This window comes from Nocardioides sp. URHA0020, from assembly GCF_000620705.1.
Classification (GTDB): Bacteria; Actinomycetota; Actinomycetes; order Propionibacteriales; family Nocardioidaceae; genus Nocardioides.
Genome location: NZ_KK211170.1, coordinates 23,379 through 40,868, shown reverse-complemented (window position 1 = coordinate 40,868; position 17,490 = coordinate 23,379). Strand labels below are relative to the sequence as shown.

Here is a 17,490-nt window from a genome sequence, read left to right as displayed (position 1 = left end):
CCGGCACCATAACTGCGTGCTCATCCTGTTGCCGCCCAGCGAGGGCAAGACCGCGCCGCGCCGCGGCAAGCCGCTCGACCTCGCGACCCTCGACTTCCCCGGCCTGACCGACGCCCGGGAGCGGGTCCTGGACGCTCTCGTCGCGCTGTGCGAGGGCGATCCGACGGTCGCGGCGAGGACGCTCGGGCTCGGCGGCACCCAGCTCGACCTGGTCGCGCTCAACCGGTCGCTGCGCACCAGCGCGACCGCACGCGCCGACCACGTCTACAGCGGCGTCCTGTACGACGCCCTCGACGTGGCCACCCTGTCCCCGGCCGCCCGACGCCGGGCGACGACGCGGCTGGCGGTCACCTCCAGCCTCTTCGGGCTGGTCCGTCCCAGCGACCGGATCCCGGCGTACCGGCTCTCCGGCGACGCCACCCTGCCCGGCCTCGGCCCGGTCGCCGGCGTCTGGCGCGAGCACCTCGGCGGGTCCGCGACGGCCGCGCTCGGCCGCGGGCTGCTGGTCGACCTCCGCAGCGGCATGTACGGCGCGTTCTGGCGCCCGACGCCCGACGTGAGGGTCGCGACCGTGCGCGTGCTCCACGAGCACCAGGGACAGCGCAAGGTCGTCAGCCACTTCAACAAGGCCACGAAAGGCCGCATCGTCCGCGCCCTTCTCGAGAGCGGCGCCGCCCCCGCCACGCCCGCGCGGCTCGCGGAGGCACTGCGCGACCTCGGGTGGACCGTCGAGGAGGGCGCGCCCGGCAAGGCCGGGGTCCAGCTCGACGTGGTCGTCAGCGAGGTCTAGCCGAGGAACGACGCGCTGCCCGGCGGCAGCGCGTTGTAGAGCCGCATCGACGCGCGGTCATCGGCGTAGTAGCTGAGCACGGTCACCGACGCCGGCGTGAGCTCCATCCGGAAGACCGCGTCCAGCGGCGCGTCCACCGCGTTGGCCACGAGCACCTTGATCGGGGTGACGTGGCTGACCACGACGACCGTCGTGCCGGCGTGCTGCTCCCGCAGCCGTGCCAGTCCGTCGAGCACCCGCGCCTGCACGGTCCGGAAGGACTCGCCGCCCTCGGGCGCGACGTCGGTCGACCCCAGCCAGGCCTGCATCTCGGCGGGGTATCGCTCCCCCACCTCGGCGAAGGTCAGCCCGTCCCAGACGCCGAACTCCATCTCGGCGAAGCCGGGCTCGACCTCGACGCGACGCCCCAGCGCCTCGGCCAGGATCTCCGCCGACTCGAGCGTGCGGCGCACGGGTGAGGCCACGACCGCGTCGACCCGGTCGGCCAGCGGGCCCAGCCAGTCGGCCACGGCGCGGATCTGGGCCCGGCCCTCGTCGCTGAGCCCGGGGTTGGAGCTCGCGAGGCCACCGGAGAAGCGCTTCTCCAGCGTGTGCGGCGTGACGCCGTGGCGCACCAGGACCACCGTGGTCGGCGGACCGCCGGGGCCGGACCAGCCGCGCATCTGGGTCTGCATCGAGGGCGGCTGGGCGACGACCTGCTCCTCGATCTCCTCGATCAGCGACTCGCCGGCGACGGTCACGCCGTCGCGCTTGCCGTCGAGGGCCTCGTTGGCGAGCCGGTCGGCGTGCTTGTTCTGCTCACGCGGCACCCAGGTGTACGACGTGCCGGGCGGCGCGAGCCGGGACGCCTCGGCCGCCAGCGGCTTCATGGAGGGGTGCTTGATCTTCCAGTTGCCCGACATCTGCTCGACGACGAGCTTGGAGTCCATCCGCACCTCGACGTCCGCCCCCGGGGCGAGCTCGGCTGCGAGCCGGAGCCCGGCGATCAGCCCGGAGTACTCCGCGACGTTGTTGCTCGCCACCCCGATCGTGCTGCCGTCCTCGGCGAGGACCGCACCCGTCTCGGCGTCGAAGAGCACCGCGCCGTACGCCGCCGGCCCCGGGTTGCCGCGCGAGCCCCCGTCGGCCTCGATGATGACGCGGCGGTGATCGGACCGGTCGGTCACAGCCCCGACTCGGAGGTGCGCACCAGGATCCGGTCGCACTCCTCGCAGCGGACGACCTCGTCCTCGGGCAGACCCTTGATCCGGCTCAGCTCGACGGAGTCGAGGCTCAGCCGGCAGCCGCCGCACTCGCGGGCACGCAGCGCGGCTGCGCCGACGCCGCCCTTGGACGCGCGCAGCCGGAGGTAGAGCTTGACCAGGTCCTCCGGGAGGCCCTCGGCGACCGGGCCACGGGCGGCCTCGTGCCGCTGGAGCTCCTCGTCGATCACGGCGAGCTTCTCGTCGCGGGCGACGGCCAGCACGGCCAGCCGCTCGTCGGTCTCGGCGACCAGTGCCTCGTAGCCGGCGAGCTCGCGCTGCGCCTCCTCGATCTTCTCCATCACCTCGAGCTCGTCGTCCTCGAGGCTGCCGATCCGGCGCTCGAGCGACTCCAGCTCGTGGCCCATCCGCTCGAGGTCCTTGGGGTTGGTGATCAGGCCCTGGTCCATCCGGTCACGGTCGCGCTTGCGGCGCGTCTTGACCGCCTCGACGTCGAGGTCGACCTTCTTCTGCTCGACCGTGAGGTCGTCGATGGTGATCCGGACGTCGCGCGCCAGGTTGTCGACGTCGGTGCGCTTGCCGGTCAGCTCGGCGATCTCCGCCAGCTCGGGCAGCTTCGCGCGCTGGTGGCGCAGCTGGTCGACGCGCGAGTCGAGCTCCTGCACGTCGAGGAGCTTGAGTTGGGCGGCGGGATCGGCTTTCAGCGGGTTCTCCTCAGATGCGGTGCTGCCAGGGGTCCGTGCGGATGGTGCTCACGCGGGACTCCACCGTATCGCCCAGGGCCCCGCGCAGCCGCCTCTCCACCACCGGCAGCCAGGTCCACTCCGCCGCCCAGTGCGCGACGTCGACGAGGGCGGGGCCGCCCTTCTCCAGGAACTCCCCCGCCGGGTGGTGCCGCAGGTCGCTCGTCACGTAGACGTCGGCGTCCGTGCGGCTCACCGTGTCGAGCAGGAAGTCCCCGGCTCCGCCGCACAGCGCGACCCGTCGTACCGGCCGCTCCAGGTCTCCCCCGACGCGTACGCCGCCGGCGGTGGCCGGCAGCGCCGCCGCGACGGTCGCGGCGAACTCGCCCAGCGTCGTCGGGCTGATGCTGCCGATCCGGCCCGTGCCGGTCCGGCTGAGCCCGGGGTCGGCCAGCTCCACCACGTCGTACGCCGGCGTCTCGTAGGGGTGCGCCGCCAGCATCGCCGCGACGACGGCGGAGCGGAGGTGACGGGGCAGCACCACCGCGACGCTCTCCTCGGCGACCTCCTCGAGCCGGCCGACGTCCCCGATCGTCGGGCTCGCACCGTCGAGCGGCCGGAAGCGACCGGTGCCGGGCGTCGAGAAGGACGCCGTGTCGTAGTCACCGATCCGGCCGGCACCCGCCTCGGCCAGCACCGCGCGGAGCTCGCCCGCCTGCGCCACCGGGACCAGGACGACGAGCTTGTCGAGCTCCGGTCCGGTGGCCGGCACCAGCGGCGCGACGTCCGTCAGGCCCAGCGCCGTCGCCATCGCCTCGGAGACCCCACCCAGAGCCTGGTCGGCGTTGGTGTGCGCGGTCAGCAGGGCGCAGCCCGCACCCACCAGGGTGGCGAGCGTGCGCCCCTTCGGGGTGGTGGCCGCGAAGCCGTGGACCGGCTTGAGGAAGAGCGGGTGGTGCACGACCAGCAGGTCCGCGCCCCAGGCGGCGGCCTCCTGCGCGACCTCGAGCGTCGGGTCGACGGCGAGGAGCACCTTGCGGACCGACTGGTCCGGATCGCCGTGGACCAGGCCCACCGCGTCCCAGGAGTCCGCCGTCTCGGGCGGGTACCAGCCGTGCAGGAGGGAGACGAGGTCGGACAGCTGGGCCATGGGGCGAGGCTATCGGGGAGGATGGGCGCCGTGGAGGGGATGGTCACCGCGCTCTACGTCGCGGCCGAGCACCACAGCGCCATGGAGCCCCGCGAGGCCGTGGTCGTCGAGGTGGGCTCCGGGATCGTCGGCGACCGCTACCACGGCAGCCGCCACCGGCACGTCACCGTGCAGTCGGCGGCGGACCTCGAGAGGGCCGCCGCCGAGCTCGGCGCCCCCGTCACGCCGGAGATGACGCGGCGCAACGTCACGGTCGACGTGCCGGTCCCGACCGAGCCCGGCGTCCGCATCGTCATCGGCGACGTGCTGCTGGAGGTCGTCCGCATCGCCGCCCCCTGCCGGCTGATGGAGGCGAGCATCGGACCCGGCGGGCGCACGGCGCTCCGACGGCGCGGCGGTACGGCGTTCCGCGCGCTCTCGAGCGGCACCATCCGTCTCGGCGACGCCGTCCGCTCGGCGCCTCCTGGCGCCCCGTCCTAGGCTCGCCCCATGTCCGTCGTGAAGATCAACGCGATCTCGGTCCCTGCCGGCAGCCACGAAGAGCTCGAGAAGCGCTTCGCCCACCGCGCCCACAGCGTGGACGGCTCGCCCGGCTTCCTCGGGTTCCAGCTGCTCCGCCCGGTCAGGGGCGAGGACCGCTACTTCGTGGTGACCCACTGGGAGGACGAGGAGTCGTTCGCCGCCTGGCGCGACGGCGGTGCCGCCGCCGCCCACGCCGGGCAGCGCGCCAACCCGGTCGCCACCGGCGCCGAGCTGCTCGAGTTCGAGGTCGTCCTCGACGTCAAGGGCGGCTAGTTGACCTGGCGGTCGCGGCCTTCCCAGTAGGGCTCGCGCAGCTTGAACTTCTGCAGCTTGCCGGTCGCGGTGCGCGCCAGCTCGTCGCGGAACTCGATGACCGTCGGCGCCTTGTAGCCGGCCGCCTTGTCCTTGCACCACGCGATCAGCTCCGCCTCGGAGACCTGCTGGCCCTCGGCGAGCACCACGAGCGCCATGATCGTCTCGCCCCACTTCTCGCTGGGCACGCCGATCACGGCGACCTCGGCGACCGCCGGGTGCGAGAAGATCACGTCCTCGACCTCGATGCTGCTGACGTTCTCACCACCGGTGATGATCACGTCCTTCTTGCGGTCCGAGATCGTCAGGTAGCCGTCGTCGCCCAGGACCCCGCCGTCGCCGGTGTGGAACCAGCCGCCCGCCAGCGCCCGCTCGCTCTCCTCCGGCTGCTCCCAGTAGCCCTCGAGCACGACGTTGGACCGCGCCAGCACCTCGCCGGCGTTCTCGGGCTCCTCCGAGATGGACAGGCGTACGCCGAGCGCGGGCGCGCCCGCCCGGGTCAGCAACGACGCGCGCTCCTCGGCCTCGAGGTCGTCCCACTCCGCGCGGGTCCGGTTGAAGGTGAGCAGCGGCGAGGTCTCGGTGAGGCCGTAGATCTGGATGAACTCCCAGCCCAGCTCCTCCTCGACCCGGGCGACGGTCTTCGTCGGCGGCGGCGCACCCGCCATGATGATGCGGACCGTGTCCCGACCCGGGATCTCGCCCTCCCACGACTGGGCGGCCTCCAGCACGGCGGCCGCGACCGCCGGCGCCGCGCACATCACGGTGACCCCGTGGTCGCGCACCCGCCGCAGGATCTCGGCACCGTCGATCTTGCGCAGCACGATGTGCTTGGCGCCGACGCCGGTCGCGAGGTAGGGCCAGCCCCAGCCGTTGGCGTGGAACATCGGCAGCGTGTGCAGGTAGACGTCGCGGTCGCTGGCCTGGGCGTGCAGCCCGAAGGTCGTCGCGTTGACCCACACGTTGCGGTGGGTGATCTGCACGCCCTTGGGTCGCGCCGTCGTGCCGGACGTGTAGTTGATGCAGGCCGTGGCGTTCTCGTCCGGCGTCCACGGTCGCGGCTCGGCGCCCTCGGCGGCGTACAGGCTGTCGTCGTCGCCGAGGACGTAGCGGAACTCCGCCTCGACGCTGCGCAGCGAGTCCTCGAGCTCCGGGTCGATCAGGAGGACCCGCGCACCGGAGTGCCCGACGATGTAGCGCACCTCGTCGGGGCGGAGCCGGAAGTTCACGGGCACCAGGACCCGGCCCCAGCCGCTGACGCCGAAGAACGCGGTCAGCAGCCGGGCGCTGTTGTGGCTCACCACCGCCACCCGGTCGCCCACCTCCAGGCCGAGCTCGTCGAGCCGGGCGGCCATCCGGCGCGCGTACGCACCGATCTCGGCGTACGTCAGCTCGCCACCGCCGAGGGGCGGCGCGGGCTGATCGGGCTCGTCGACGACGCCCACGCGCTCGCCGTACACCTGCACGGCGCGGTCGATGAAGTCGGACACGCTGAACGGCACGATCATCCGGGGCCTCCCAGGGACGAGAGCGGGTGTGACTCGGGCCACTGTAGTGAAGGCGCGCGAGGCCTCGTTTCAAGGTGGTCGCCGCGGGAACCGCTCCGCATGGACACCACGCACCTGACCCCCCTCTTCCAGGACGAAGGCCCCTTCGCCACCGTGCTCATCGACGTGAGCCACGACTCGCAGAACGGCGAGCACGAGCACGACCTCCGGGTGCGCGCCGCGTGCGCCACCCTGGCCGAGCAGGGCGCCGACGAGGCGACGATCGACGCGCTGCGCACCGCCATCGAGCAGGCCGTCGACCGGCCTGCGCCCACGGCCCGCTTCGTGGTCGCCAGCGCGCGCGGCGTGCTGCTGGACGAGCTCGCCGGCTTCCGCGTCGACCAGACGGTCGCGACCTGGGCGCCCTTCCCGGACCTCACCGGCTGGATCGAGCACCGCGACAGCGCCGTGGGCTTCGTGCTGGCCCTGGTCGACCACGAGGGTGGCGACGTGGCCGTCTACGACTCCGACGTCCCCGAGCCGCGCGAGGAGACCTCGATCACCGGTGACGAGCAGTTCGTGCACAAGGTGCCCGTGGGCGGCTGGTCAGCGCTGCGCTACCAGCACGTGACCGAGAACGTCTGGGCGCAGAACGCCGAGGCCGTCGTCGAGGAGATCACCAGCCACGTGCGGGCCGGTCACCGGCTGGTGCTGCTCGCCGGGGACCCGCAGTCGCGGGGGATGGTGCGCAGCCAGCTGGAGGGGACCCGGGCCGAGGTGGTCGAGCTCGAGAGCGGCACCCGCAACGAGGACGGCGGCGACGAGGCCCTCCAGCAGGCGATCCGGGAGGCTCTGGTCGCCCAGGTCGTCCAGCGGCAGCTGGCGCTGGTCCACGAGCTCAAGGACCGACTCGGCCGCAACCACGCGGTGGCGACCGGTGTGGACGAGGTGGCCGATGCCTTCGTGCGGGGCCAGGTCGACACCCTGCTCCTCGACCCTGCCGCGGCGGACGAGCTGCGGCTACGGCCGTCCGAGCACCCCGGCCTCGTGCTGGGCAGCACCACGCCCAGCGGCCCGGTGCGCGCCGACCAGGCCCTCGTCGCCGCGGCGGCGATGACCAGCGCCGCCGTCGCGACCTTCCCCTCGGCCGCCATGAAGGGCGCGCCGGTGGCCGCCCTGCTGCGCTGGGAGCAGTGAGGCTCAGCTGCGCGGCTGCGCCGGGTTGGTCGGGTCCCCGTGCGAGGGCGGGTTGATCGGCGGACCCTGCGTGGCCGGCCCCACCCCCGAGCCGGTGGGCGGCGCGTGCTGGATCTCCGGCGTCGCTGCCGTCGGGTCGCCGCCCGAGGGCTGCGCGTCGCCCGACCGCAGCGCCTCGAGCCGGTGCTCGAGCACGACGACGACCGGGAGCCGGTTGCCGTGCGCGCGCTCGTAGGCGAGCAGGGCCGAGACGCCGTCGACGTCCAGCGGTGACAGGCGCGGGCCCAGCGAGCCGAGCGGCAGGTGGTCGTAGTCGGGAAGCGGCAGCTGGTCGTGGTGCGGTGCGTCATCCATGGGGAACCGGTAGCCAGCGACGCCCACTCCATGAGAGTGCTCTCATGCCGCTCTCACCGCCGGCCCACGATCGGGGAGGATGGTGGCGACATGAACACCGTGTGGAAGGTCCTGCTCGGGCTCGCGCTCGTCGTCCCGATGGGGGCGTACGTCGTGGGCTCGCTCGCCGCGTCCGCGGCCGATGACCCCACGCCGCGGCCCACGATCGTGATCCAGGAGCCGAGCACCTCCCCGACGCCGTCCTCCACCGCGACACCGACACCCCCATCGACGCCCACGCACTCCTCGAGCCCGTCCCCGTCGGGCTCCGCGACGTCCGATGACGGCGTCGAGGTGATCACCCCGGACTACGACGACGTCGAGGAGAACGACGACCACGGCGGCCGGGGTCGAGGCGGCGACGACAAGGGCGGCGACGACAAGGGCGGCGACGACAAGGGCGGGCACGGTGGCGGTGAGGACCACTAGCCGGCGCAGCGTCTCCGTCCGGGTCCGGATCACGGCCACCGTCGCCCTGCTCGTGCTGGCCGGCCTGGTGGTGGCCGGCGTGATCGTGGCGACGATCGAGTCCCGCCGGGTCGACCAGCAGGTCACCGCCGAGGTCGACCAGGAGTTCGCGGAGCTCGCCAAGCTGCAGACCGGCGGGGTCAATCCGGCGACCGGGGCGCCGTTCGCGAGCCCGCAGGCGATGGTGCGGCAGTTCCTCGAGACCAACGTGCCCGACGACAACGAGCTGCTGATCGGCTGGTGGGACGACGGCGTACGCGCCCAGTCGCCGAAGTGGGACGAGATCAGCGCGAGCGGGTGGTTCCCCGACGTCGTACGCCCGTTGCTGGCCGACAACGGCACGACCACGGTCGACTCCGAGTACGGCGAGCTCCGGGTCTCCACCCAGAGCATCGACCAGGGTGGGCGGACCGGGGCGCTGGTCGTCGTCACGTTCCTCGACCAGGCGCGCACCGGGCTGCACGAGACCATGCGCACCTACGCGATCGTCGCCGCGCTCGCGCTGCTGCTGGTGACCGCGATGGCGGCGTGGGTCTCGGGGCGGCTCCTCTCCCCGCTGCGCACGCTGCGCGAGACCGCCGACGAGATCTCCGAGAGCGACCTGTCGCAACGGCTTCCCGTCACCGGCAACGACGACCTGACGGCGCTGACCCGCACCTTCAACGGCCTCCTGGGGCGGCTGGAGTCGGCGTTCGTCGGACAGCGCGAGTTCCTCGACGACGCCGGACACGAGCTCAAGACCCCGCTGACCGTGCTGCGTGGGCACCTCGAGCTGCTCGACACCACCGACTCCGTCGAGGTCGCCGAGACCCGCCTGCTGCTGCTCGACGAGATCGACCGGATGTCCCGGCTGGTCGGCGACCTGATCCTGCTCGCCAAGAGCGACCGACCCGACTTCCTCCAGCTGCAGCCGGTCGACCTCGGCGGCCTGACCAGCGAGCTGGTCGCCAAGGCGCGCGGGCTCGGCGACCGGACCTGGCTCGCCGACGGCGCAGCAGAGGTCAAGTTCGTCGGCGACCCCCAACGGCTCACCCAGGCCGTCCTCCAGCTCGCCGACAACGCGGTCAAGCACACCGCGGCCGGTGACACGATCGCGATCGGCTCCTCGGCCACCGCGACCGAGGTGCTGCTGTGGGTGCGCGACTCCGGGCCCGGCGTACCGCCCGAGGACCGTGAGCTGATCTTTGAACGATTCGGCCGCTCCGCCGTACCTCCTGGTGACGAGGGGTTCGGCCTGGGTCTCTCGATCGTGGGTGCCGTCGTCCGGGCCCACGGTGGCACCGTGACCGTGGACGACGCGGAGCCGGCGGGAGCCCGCTTCGTCATCTGCCTGCCGCGCAACGAGGACCTGGAGGACGAGTGGCCCGCATCCTGATCGTGGAGGACGAGCAGCGCATCGCCGCGTTCGTCGCCAAGGGCCTCCGCGCCGACGGCTACCTGACGACGAGCGTCGGCGACGGCCACCGGGGGCTCGACCTCGCGCTGAGCGGCGACTTCGCCCTCGTCGTCCTCGACATCGGGCTCCCCGGCCTCGACGGCTTCGAGGTGCTCGACCAGCTGCGCTCGCAGGGCTCCCAGGTCCCGGTCATCGTGCTCACCGCCCGTGACTCGGTCGGCGACACCGTCTCGGCCCTCGAAGGCGGTGCGGACGACTACATGCCCAAGCCGTTCCGCTTCGCCGAGCTGCTCGCCCGGGTCCGCCTGCGGCTGCGTCCGCTGTCGGAGGCGTCGGGCCCGCGCGAGCACGTGCTCGAGAGCGGCGGGGTCCGGCTCGACGTACGCAGCCGCCGCGCCGACGTCGGGCAGCGCCAGATCGAGCTGTCGGCCCGCGAGTTCGCGCTGGCCGAGATGTTCATGGTCAACGCCGGCCAGGTCCTCTCGCGCGAGCAGCTGCTCGACCACGTCTGGGGCATGGACTTCGACCCCGGCTCCAACGTCGTCGACGTGTACGTCGGCTACCTGCGCAGGAAGCTCGGGGCCGCGTCGATCGCCACCGTGCGCGGCATGGGCTACCGGTTCAACCGGTAGCCGCCGCCTCGGCCCGTCGCCCGATCCGGGGCAGCGCCAGGCCCACCACGCCGAGGTAGGCGGGCGCCCACCACGGCACGCTCATCTCGACGCGGCAGGTCGAGGGGCCGGTCGTGAGGACGCGGTGGTCGGTCGCCCGGACGCCGGCCACCCGCCACGACCACGACCGCCGGGAGGCCGACTCGTGCCACTCCTCGATCTCGAAGGGCAGCCAGAGCCCGACCGCCGTCTGGACCGCTCCGGTGGCGCCGGCGGACAGGAGGGCACCGCCGTCGTCCAGCCGCGCCGCCCGGACGCTCGGCCCCCAGTGGGGCCACCGGCCGAGCTCGACCAGCTCCTGCCAGGCGAGCTCGGCCGGTGCCGCCACGTCGATCCCGAGAGTCGGTCCCATCCTGCGACCGTACCCGTCGAGGTGACGCGCACGTGGCCCGAGGCGACGGCGCCCGTCAGCCCCGGTGGTGGTGGCCGAGCTCGTGGTGAGCCTCGTGCTCGGCGTGGTCGCGAGCGTGGTGGTGGCCCTGGTGGTGGCGCTGCTCGGCATGGTGACCGCGGTCGTCACGACCGCGGTCGTCCGCCCCGCGGTCGGCGAAGGCCGGGGCCTGCCACGCGATGAGCCCGGTGGTCACCAGTGCGGCCAGGCCCAGCGTGCTCGTCGTCCTCAGCTTGTTCATCGTCGTCTCCTCGTCGTCGGTGCTTGCGAGGACGACTCTCACGGCACCGGGTGAGGTGACCGTGAGCCGCCGATGAGGGTGCTCTCACCTCACCGCGCGCTCAGCGACGCCAGGCCGCCAGCCGCCGCGAGGGCGCGTCGGACGCCGGGGACTCGGTCTGCTCCCAGACCCGGCGCCACTGCGAGACCTGCGGTCCGGACGGGTCCGGTACGGCGCCGGCGGCGACCCGCTGACGCGACTCCCACCACGTCGTCCGGTCCTCGTCGAGGAGCGCGGCGACGGCGTCCTTGATCCGCGGGCCGAACTCGCGCACGGTCTCGTCGGCGCCGGCCACGAGCGGCTCGCCGAAGCGGATCGTCAGCTGGCGGCGGCCGCGCGAGGGCCAGCCCTGGCCGCGCGGCATCGCGGCGTACGTGCCGCGGTGCGCCACGGGCACCACCGGGACGCCGTGCTCCTTGGCCAGGAAGGCAGCGCCCATCCGGAACTTGCCCATCCACCCGTCGGTCGACCGGGTGCCCTCGGGGAAGATGACCAGGCTCCAGCCGTCGGCCAGCACCTCGCCGGGGGTCGCGGCCATCGTGCCGCCACGACGGTCGATCGGGAACGTGTTGAAGAAGAGCGACGACCCGACCGCGCGCCACCAGGTGTCGAAGAAGTAGTCCGCGGCGGCAGCGACCGCCGTACGCCGGCGCCACTCGTCGGGCAGCGACAGCAGGATCAGCGGCGTGTCGAGGTGCGAGGCGTGGTTGGCCACGAAGATGACCGGCCCGTCGATGCGCTCGAGGATGTCGAGGCCCTCGACGCGGGTGCGCACCTGGGAGCGGAAGAGCGGCTGCAGCGCAGCCTTCTGCGCCACCTCACGGGCCGCCATCGCCGACCGCGTGCGCGACCAGTCACTCGGGAAGACGGTCGACCTCGCCGCCGGCACGAACTCCTCCGCCGAGCGCGGGACCTGGGAGCGCCGGCCCCAGCGCCAGCCGCGCGAGACCTGCTTGACGTCGGAGATCCCGCCCCTGATGAGTCCGCTCATCGCACGTGCGCCAGCAGGTGGGGCGGGTTGTGGAGGTAGGTGATCGACGGGCTGTTGCCGACCGTGCCCGACGCCATCTCCAGCGCGTCCGCGAGCGTGGTCGCCGCACGGAAGCCGAGCCGGGAGGCGACCTTGCGGTCGGCACCGACCCAGATGACCTCGTCGACGTGGTCCATCGCGTGCGCCGCCCAGTACCACATGTAGAACGGGTGGACGCCGTGGTAGGCGTGCGAGGTGCGGTAGAGGTGGCGGTACCAGGGGTCCTCGGCGAACTGCCGCTCGTACTTCTCCCCCACCACCGCGGGATCGGTCGACTCGGCGAGCACCTCCTCGTAGAAGTCGACGTACGACGGGTGGTGCAGCTGGTTGAAGCCCTCGTTGAGCGGGTGGTAGAGGATCACCGCGCCGCCCTTCCGGACGACCGGCTGACCGATGTAGGAGTTGAAGTAGTAGCCCAGCCCCATGCAGGTCGCGAGGATCGGGTTGAGCGACGAGTTCACGTTGTAGGGCCCGACGTACGGGATGCCCATGACGAGCACGTCGGACTGGCCCTGCACCTCGACCAGGTGCTGCTGGTGCACCTTCTCCAGCGTCCTGGTGTGCACCGCCTCGACCTCGCCGGCGTTGACGCCGGTCAGGCCATAGACCGAGCGCAGGTCGTGGAACATCTTGTGCTTGAGCTTCGGCGGCGCGATCGAGAGCCCGCGGCGCATGCCGAGCATCGTGGCCTGGTCCTTGATCGACCACTCCCACTCGCGCTTCTGCAGGAAGTCGTAGGGCTTGGGGAAGATGTCGTTGTTGAGCGTCGTCTCGATCTGGAAGACCTTGACCGTGTCCTTGATGACCCGGCCGATCCGCCAGGCGGAGTGGTGCATCGCGGAGTGCTTGTGGTCCATGAACGAGCGCGACTGCACCATCGTCTTGGCGTTGTGGTGGTGCCGCAGCGACTTGTACGACGCCAGCCCGATGCCCACCGACTTGTGCCCGCCGTCCATGGCGACGAGGTTGACGTTGACGTAGATCAGCAGGTCGGACTCCGCGGCCCGCTTGCTGATCTCGATGTCCTCGCCCTGGTCGGTGGTGCCCAGGTGCGACAGGTTGTCGCGGTCCTCCGCGTCGAAGTTGTAGAGCTTGCCCTGGGGGTAGAACGAGCGGAAGACGCGCTCGCCCACGATGTGCTTGAGCTCGGCTGCGGTCATCCGCCGGTGCAGCGCGTTGGCCGCGATCAGCTCGACGTCGTCGACACCGGCGTCGGCCGCCATCGTCAGGACGTGCTCGATGATCCGGCCGCGGATGTCCGGCGGGCGCATCGTCGGCAGCGGCAGCGAGATGTCGTCGAAGGCGATCGTCAGCTTCATCCCCGCGAAGAGCAGCTCCGGCAGCGGGTCCATGTCCTGCGGGTGGAGCAGGGCGTCGACGATCGCGCCGTCGACGTCGGGGATCCCCGGCAGCGACTCCGGCGGGTAGACGACGCGGGTGCCGAGCGGGAAGTTCTCCAGCCGGAAGCCGAGCCCCTCGTGGACGATCAGCGGTGGGGTGCGGTCGTCCACGTCGAGGACGAAACCGGGGCGAGTCATCGTGTGCTCCTGGGGTCGAAGGCCACCTTGACCGTGCCGAGGCGGCCGGCCGAGTGGGCGTGGTCGAGCGCTTCACGCCAGCGGTGCAAGGGATAGCTGGCGACGTTCTTCGCCAGCTGCTGGACGGCGTCGGTGGCCGCGAGCTCGGTCGCGATCCGGAAGGACTCCTCGGCCTGGGCCGACGCGTACGTGCCGACGACCTCCAGCTCGCGGAACCACGCAGCGGACAGGTCGGCGGCCGCGGGCATCCCAGACAGGACGACGCGACCACCGGCTCGGGTGGCGTGCAGGGCGGTCTCGAGGGACTGCTTGCTGCCGACGGCGTCGATGGCGACGTCGACACCACCGAGGAGGTACGGCGCGGAGTACTGCGGCTCGAGCTGGAAGGCGCCCGTCGAGCGACGTACCCGCCGCAGCACCTCGCTCGGCGCGACCACCTCGGTGGCGCCGAACTCGCGGGCGAGCTCCTTCTGGTGCCCGTGCTTGGCGACGACGATGATCTCGCCGGCGCCGGTGAGGTGCCGCAGTGCGAGCGTGGCGAAGAGCCCGACGGACCCGGCGCCGCTGACGAGCACCCGGTCGTTGGTGGTGACGCCGGCGCGCAGCGCGGTGTGCACCGCACAGGCCAGCGGCTCGATCAGGATCGCCTGCTCGTCGGAGAAGCCCTCGGGCACGGGATGCAGCTGGCTGCGGTGCGCCGTGAGCTGCTGTCCCCAGCCGCCACCGGTGTCCTTGCAGAAGCCGGTCTGCAGGCCGGGCGCCAGGTGACCGACGGTGATGCGCTCGCAGCGGTTGGTGGCCCCGGTCGAGCACGCGGCGCACGCCTCCACACCGCGCGCGGCACAGGTGAGCACCGGGTCGACGACGACCCGGGTGCCCGCGGGCAGGTCCTCGCAGTCGTCGAGCAGCTCGGCGACCACCTCGTGGCCGGGCACGAAGGGCAGGGACACCACGGCCGAGAAGTAGAGGCTCGTCTTGCCCGAGAGCATCCCGAGGTCGGAGCCGCAGATCCCGGACAGCCGGGTCTTCAGCCGCGCCCACCCGGGTCGGTCGACCTTCGGCTCGGCGATCGTCATCAGCCGCAGCGGCGCGGCGTACCCCGAGAGGATCCCGGGCATCCGGCTGCCGATGGCCTTGCCGGCCACGGTCCGCGGCACGGACCGGAACATCTCCAGCGCCAACATCATCGGGAGCCACCTGCGGGGTTGAGGGTGCGCGTGTTGGAGGTCGAGCTCTGCCAGTCGACGATCGTCCACCGCGCCTTGCGGGCGTGCCGGAAGAGCGGCACGTCGGGGCGTACGGCGACCGGGCGACCGACCGCCTCGAGCAGCGGCAGGTCGGAGTGCGAGTCCGCATAGCCGTACGACGAGGTGAGGTCGATACCGTTGTCCACGGCGTACTGGCGCATCCAGGCGGCCCGCGACTCCCCCACCAGCGGCGACGAGGCGAGGTAGCCGGTGCAGATGCCCCGCTCGTCGACCTCCAGCTCGGCGGCCTCGATGTGGTCGAAGAGCGGGATCAGCGGCCGGGTCAGCGGCCGGATGGCACCGGTGATGAGCACCGTCTGGTGGCCGGCGGCCCGGTGCTCGCGGATCTTGCGCACGGCGGCCGGCGAGAGCCGGGTGAGCACGTGGTCGGTGAGGTCCTCGTCGGCGATCGTGTCGAGGTCGGCCAGCCGCGCACCGTCGTACTCGCGGTAGACCGAGCGCAGGAAGGCGCTGCGCTCACGGCGCTCGGCCTGCATCAGGCTGGGCACCTTGGCCGCCATCCGGCTCAGCTCCGCGAACCGCTCCGAGCCCGACAGCTCCCGCAGCCGCAGCCACAGGTAGGTCTCGATCACGTTCGAGGACAGCAGCGTGCCGTCCATGTCGAAGAACGCGGCGATGCCCGGCTTCTCCGCCATCGCCTTGGGCGCGCCGGCGGCCGGTCGCCTGCGGGCGGCCCGCACCTCGTCGAGACGGCGGATCGGCGCGGTCACGGCCGGGCAGTGGATCTCCTGCAGGTAGACCTTCCAGTCGACGACCGCCGTGTCGAAGGCGAACGTCTCCCGGTCGGACTCCGAGAGCGAGCGGTAGAGCGCGAGCGTGTTGGTGTCGGAGAACTGCAGCTCCGCCTGGGCGTACTCCTGGTAGAGCCCCAGGTAGCGCCGCAGGAACTCCAGGCGCCGGCCCTGCTGGTCGAGCTTGCGGGCCAGGTCGCGCGTGCGGTCGCCGCGCGGTGCGTGGCCGATCACGTAGTCGGCCACCTTGAAGGCGCGCTCGCTGGTGCTGAGCAGCCGCTCGACGGACTGCGAGCCCGGGAAGCGCCACTCGGGCAGGCGGGTCGCGCCGCGGTCGCCGGAGATGAAGGGGTGCGCGTCGAAGTAGGCGCGCACGTTCTCGTAGAGCGCCCGGAAGGTGAGCGGGTTGCGGTCACCTGACGAGACGTGGAAGTACGCCGGGGCGCCGACCTCGGGCGGGTGCGCCAGCACAGCCACGATCGCGGCCACCACGTGGTCGACCGGGACGACGTCGACGGTCGTGTCGGCCGCGCCCGGCATCTCGGGCAGCTCGCCGCGGCCGTAGGCCAGGATCAGCGGCTCCATCATCTTGAAGCCCTCGATCCAGCCGGGGTACGGCGAGACGAGCGCGGACTCGATGATGCTCGGCCGGACGATCGAGACCCGGTTGGTGCGGGCGTGCTCCTCGACGATGCGCTCGCCGAGGGCCTTGGTGAACGTGTAGCAGTCGGTCCAGCCGAGGCTGCGCGCGCGCTCGGCACCGACCCGGACGAGCTCGTCCTTGACCCACTGCTTGCGAGCCGCCTCGGTCGCGTTGGCCGCGGTCAGCAGGCCCGCGCGGCTGTGCTCCTTCTCGGCCTTCTTGCGCTCGGTCGTCAGGACCTCGGTGCCGCGCGAGCGGTGCTCGATCGCCTGGCGCTGCGCGAGTCCCCACGCCAGCTCGGCCTCGAGGTCGACGACCTGCGGCACCGGACCCTCGGGGATGCTGCCGCGACGTCGCCCGGCGACGTACGCCGTCGAGATGTGCACGTAGTGGATGTCCGGTCCGGCCTCGCGGACCCGCGCCATCAGCTCGCGCGCGCCCTGCACGTTGGTGCGGAAGCCCTCATCGACGGGTGGGTCGAAGGAGACGTCGCCCGCGCAGTGGACGACGGCGTCGATGTCGGTCGGGAGCGCCGGGGCGTCGTACAGGTCGCCCTCGAGCACGCCGACGCGCGCCGCCATCAGGTCCTCGATGCCGCCGGCCGCGGCCACGACGTCGGCGAAGATCGGCTTCTTGAGCAGCGCCGCGGTGCGGGCAGTGCCGGAGGTCGACCCCTTGGGCCGCACCAGCACCGTCATCCGGACGTCGGGGACCTCGGCGAGCATCAGGTGCAGCAGCGCCTCGCCCACGAAGCCGGTGACGCCGGTGAGGAGCACGTGCTGCCCCGCGAGTCGCTCTGAGATGGAGCCCTCAGCTGTCGACATCAGGCCCGGTTCTCCTCGACCTTCTTCTTGACGAAGATCATGGGGAGGACGAGGGTGCCGAGCAGCGAGACGATCCACACGATGACGGTGGCCTCGAGCCAGGTGAGGCCTCCGGAGATCGAGAGCCCGTCGGAGAGCAGGGACGTCACGATCAGCCCGATGAGCGTGGCGACCAGGGCGGTCGCGCCACGCAGGGCGGTGGCCGTGCTCAGCGCGATCTGGGTGAGGAACGGCTGGGCGAGCGCGTAGACGACGGTGAAGATCACCACCGCGACGAGGAACGCGGTTCCGGAGACGGTGACGTCCTCCAGCACCCAGTCAGCGACCAGGAGTCCCAACGCGTTGGCCGCCAGCTGGATGACGAAGCTGATCAATAACCGGATCATGGGCGAAAACCTACTACCTCCGGGACCCACCGATGCCCGGGAGCCTGCCGTCGTGGGAGTCGGGGCACCCGATCCCCGTGTCCGGGCCCGTGGGCGGGCATCCTCGCTCGCGATCTCCGCCTGCGCCG

At 72.3% G+C, this 17,490-nt stretch carries 19 protein-coding genes; 7 read left to right on the top strand and 12 right to left on the bottom strand.

Annotated features, from left to right (window positions below; all coding sequences use genetic code 11):
- Positions 1–16: 16 nt before the first annotated feature.
- Positions 17–790 (top strand): peroxide stress protein YaaA, encoded by a 774-nt coding sequence (gene yaaA / locus N542_RS0117610; RefSeq protein WP_028645055.1) that lies wholly within the window; start codon positions 17–19, stop codon positions 788–790.
- Here yaaA and N542_RS25425 read toward each other — a convergent pair.
- The 3 genes from N542_RS25425 to N542_RS0117595 are packed head-to-tail and all read right to left on the bottom strand — an operon-like array spanning position 787 to position 3,825.
- Positions 787–1,956, bottom strand: a complete 1,170-nt coding sequence (locus tag N542_RS25425) for a bifunctional RNase H/acid phosphatase (RefSeq protein WP_036508642.1) — start codon at positions 1,954–1,956, stop codon at positions 787–789. The two genes, yaaA and N542_RS25425, sit on opposite strands and share 4 nt — an antisense overlap.
- Entirely contained in the window at positions 1,953–2,657 is a 705-nt protein-coding gene (locus tag N542_RS0117600) for a zinc ribbon domain-containing protein (protein ID WP_051551995.1), read from the bottom strand. The genes N542_RS25425 and N542_RS0117600 overlap by 4 nt, the downstream gene beginning before the upstream one ends.
- A 49-nt stretch (positions 2,658–2,706) precedes the next feature.
- Positions 2,707–3,825 (bottom strand): Nif3-like dinuclear metal center hexameric protein, encoded by a 1,119-nt coding sequence (locus N542_RS0117595; protein WP_028645053.1) that lies wholly within the window; start codon positions 3,823–3,825, stop codon positions 2,707–2,709.
- A 39-nt stretch (positions 3,826–3,864) separates the two neighbouring features.
- Here N542_RS0117595 and N542_RS25420 point away from each other — a divergent pair, with 39 nt between their 5' ends.
- Positions 3,865–4,305: an MOSC domain-containing protein gene (locus N542_RS25420; protein ID WP_051552069.1), complete on the top strand. Its 441-nt coding sequence runs from the start codon at positions 3,865–3,867 to the stop codon at positions 4,303–4,305.
- 9 nt (positions 4,306–4,314) lie between these two features.
- A complete protein-coding gene (locus N542_RS0117585) occupies positions 4,315–4,620 on the top strand; it encodes an antibiotic biosynthesis monooxygenase family protein (protein ID WP_028645052.1) in 306 nt (101 codons plus the stop codon).
- Here N542_RS0117585 and N542_RS0117580 read toward each other — a convergent pair.
- Positions 4,617–6,167 (bottom strand): AMP-binding protein, encoded by a 1,551-nt coding sequence (locus N542_RS0117580; RefSeq protein ID WP_028645051.1) that lies wholly within the window; start codon positions 6,165–6,167, stop codon positions 4,617–4,619. The genes N542_RS0117585 and N542_RS0117580 overlap by 4 nt on opposite strands.
- Positions 6,168–6,266: 99 nt before the next feature.
- On the opposite strand from N542_RS0117580, the gene N542_RS0117575 reads away from it, so the two are divergent.
- The gene (locus tag N542_RS0117575) at positions 6,267–7,343 is read left to right on the top strand and encodes a baeRF2 domain-containing protein (RefSeq protein WP_028645050.1); all 1,077 of its coding nucleotides are present in this window, start codon (positions 6,267–6,269) and stop codon (positions 7,341–7,343) included.
- A gap of 3 nt (positions 7,344–7,346) precedes the next feature.
- On the opposite strand, the gene N542_RS0117570 is transcribed toward N542_RS0117575, so the two are convergent.
- Complete coding sequence (locus N542_RS0117570) at positions 7,347–7,697, bottom strand: hypothetical protein (protein ID WP_028645049.1); 351 nt, start codon at positions 7,695–7,697, stop codon at positions 7,347–7,349.
- A gap of 90 nt (positions 7,698–7,787) precedes the next feature.
- Here N542_RS0117570 and N542_RS0117565 point away from each other — a divergent pair, with 90 nt between their 5' ends.
- The 3 genes from N542_RS0117565 to N542_RS0117555 are packed head-to-tail and all read left to right on the top strand — an operon-like array spanning position 7,788 to position 10,232.
- Complete coding sequence (locus N542_RS0117565) at positions 7,788–8,165, top strand: hypothetical protein (protein ID WP_028645048.1); 378 nt, start codon at positions 7,788–7,790, stop codon at positions 8,163–8,165.
- The gene (locus tag N542_RS25415; protein WP_231482749.1) at positions 8,152–9,579 is read left to right on the top strand and encodes a sensor histidine kinase; all 1,428 of its coding nucleotides are present in this window, start codon (positions 8,152–8,154) and stop codon (positions 9,577–9,579) included. Before N542_RS0117565 ends, N542_RS25415 begins: the two co-directional genes overlap by 14 nt.
- A complete protein-coding gene (locus N542_RS0117555) occupies positions 9,564–10,232 on the top strand; it encodes a response regulator transcription factor (RefSeq protein ID WP_028645047.1) in 669 nt (222 codons plus the stop codon). The genes N542_RS25415 and N542_RS0117555 overlap by 16 nt, the downstream gene beginning before the upstream one ends.
- Here N542_RS0117555 and N542_RS0117550 read toward each other — a convergent pair.
- The 7 genes from N542_RS0117550 to N542_RS0117520 all read right to left on the bottom strand — a co-directional run bounded on the left by N542_RS0117550 (position 10,222) and on the right by N542_RS0117520 (position 17,362).
- Positions 10,222–10,623: an SRPBCC family protein gene (locus N542_RS0117550; protein ID WP_028645046.1), complete on the bottom strand. Its 402-nt coding sequence runs from the start codon at positions 10,621–10,623 to the stop codon at positions 10,222–10,224. The genes N542_RS0117555 and N542_RS0117550 overlap by 11 nt on opposite strands.
- Before the next feature lie 55 nt (positions 10,624–10,678).
- Positions 10,679–10,903 carry a hypothetical protein gene (locus N542_RS0117545; RefSeq protein WP_155993185.1) on the bottom strand — a complete coding sequence of 75 codons (225 nt, stop codon included), beginning with the start codon at positions 10,901–10,903 and terminating at the stop codon, positions 10,679–10,681.
- Between the two features lie 100 nt (positions 10,904–11,003).
- Positions 11,004–11,933 (bottom strand): lysophospholipid acyltransferase family protein, encoded by a 930-nt coding sequence (locus N542_RS0117540; RefSeq protein ID WP_028645044.1) that lies wholly within the window; start codon positions 11,931–11,933, stop codon positions 11,004–11,006.
- Positions 11,930–13,510 carry a lactate racemase domain-containing protein gene (locus tag N542_RS0117535; RefSeq protein WP_028645043.1) on the bottom strand — a complete coding sequence of 527 codons (1,581 nt, stop codon included), beginning with the start codon at positions 13,508–13,510 and terminating at the stop codon, positions 11,930–11,932. The genes N542_RS0117540 and N542_RS0117535 overlap by 4 nt, the downstream gene beginning before the upstream one ends.
- Positions 13,507–14,697, bottom strand: coding sequence for a zinc-dependent alcohol dehydrogenase (locus N542_RS0117530; protein ID WP_028645042.1), 1,191 nt, complete (start codon positions 14,695–14,697; stop codon positions 13,507–13,509). The genes N542_RS0117535 and N542_RS0117530 overlap by 4 nt, the downstream gene beginning before the upstream one ends.
- Complete coding sequence (locus N542_RS0117525) at positions 14,694–16,976, bottom strand: HAD-IB family hydrolase (protein WP_036508635.1); 2,283 nt, start codon at positions 16,974–16,976, stop codon at positions 14,694–14,696. The genes N542_RS0117530 and N542_RS0117525 overlap by 4 nt, the downstream gene beginning before the upstream one ends.
- A complete protein-coding gene (locus N542_RS0117520; RefSeq protein ID WP_028645040.1) occupies positions 16,976–17,362 on the bottom strand; it encodes a phage holin family protein in 387 nt (128 codons plus the stop codon). Before N542_RS0117520 ends, N542_RS0117525 begins: the two co-directional genes overlap by 1 nt.
- Between the last annotated feature and the right edge of the window lie 128 nt (positions 17,363–17,490).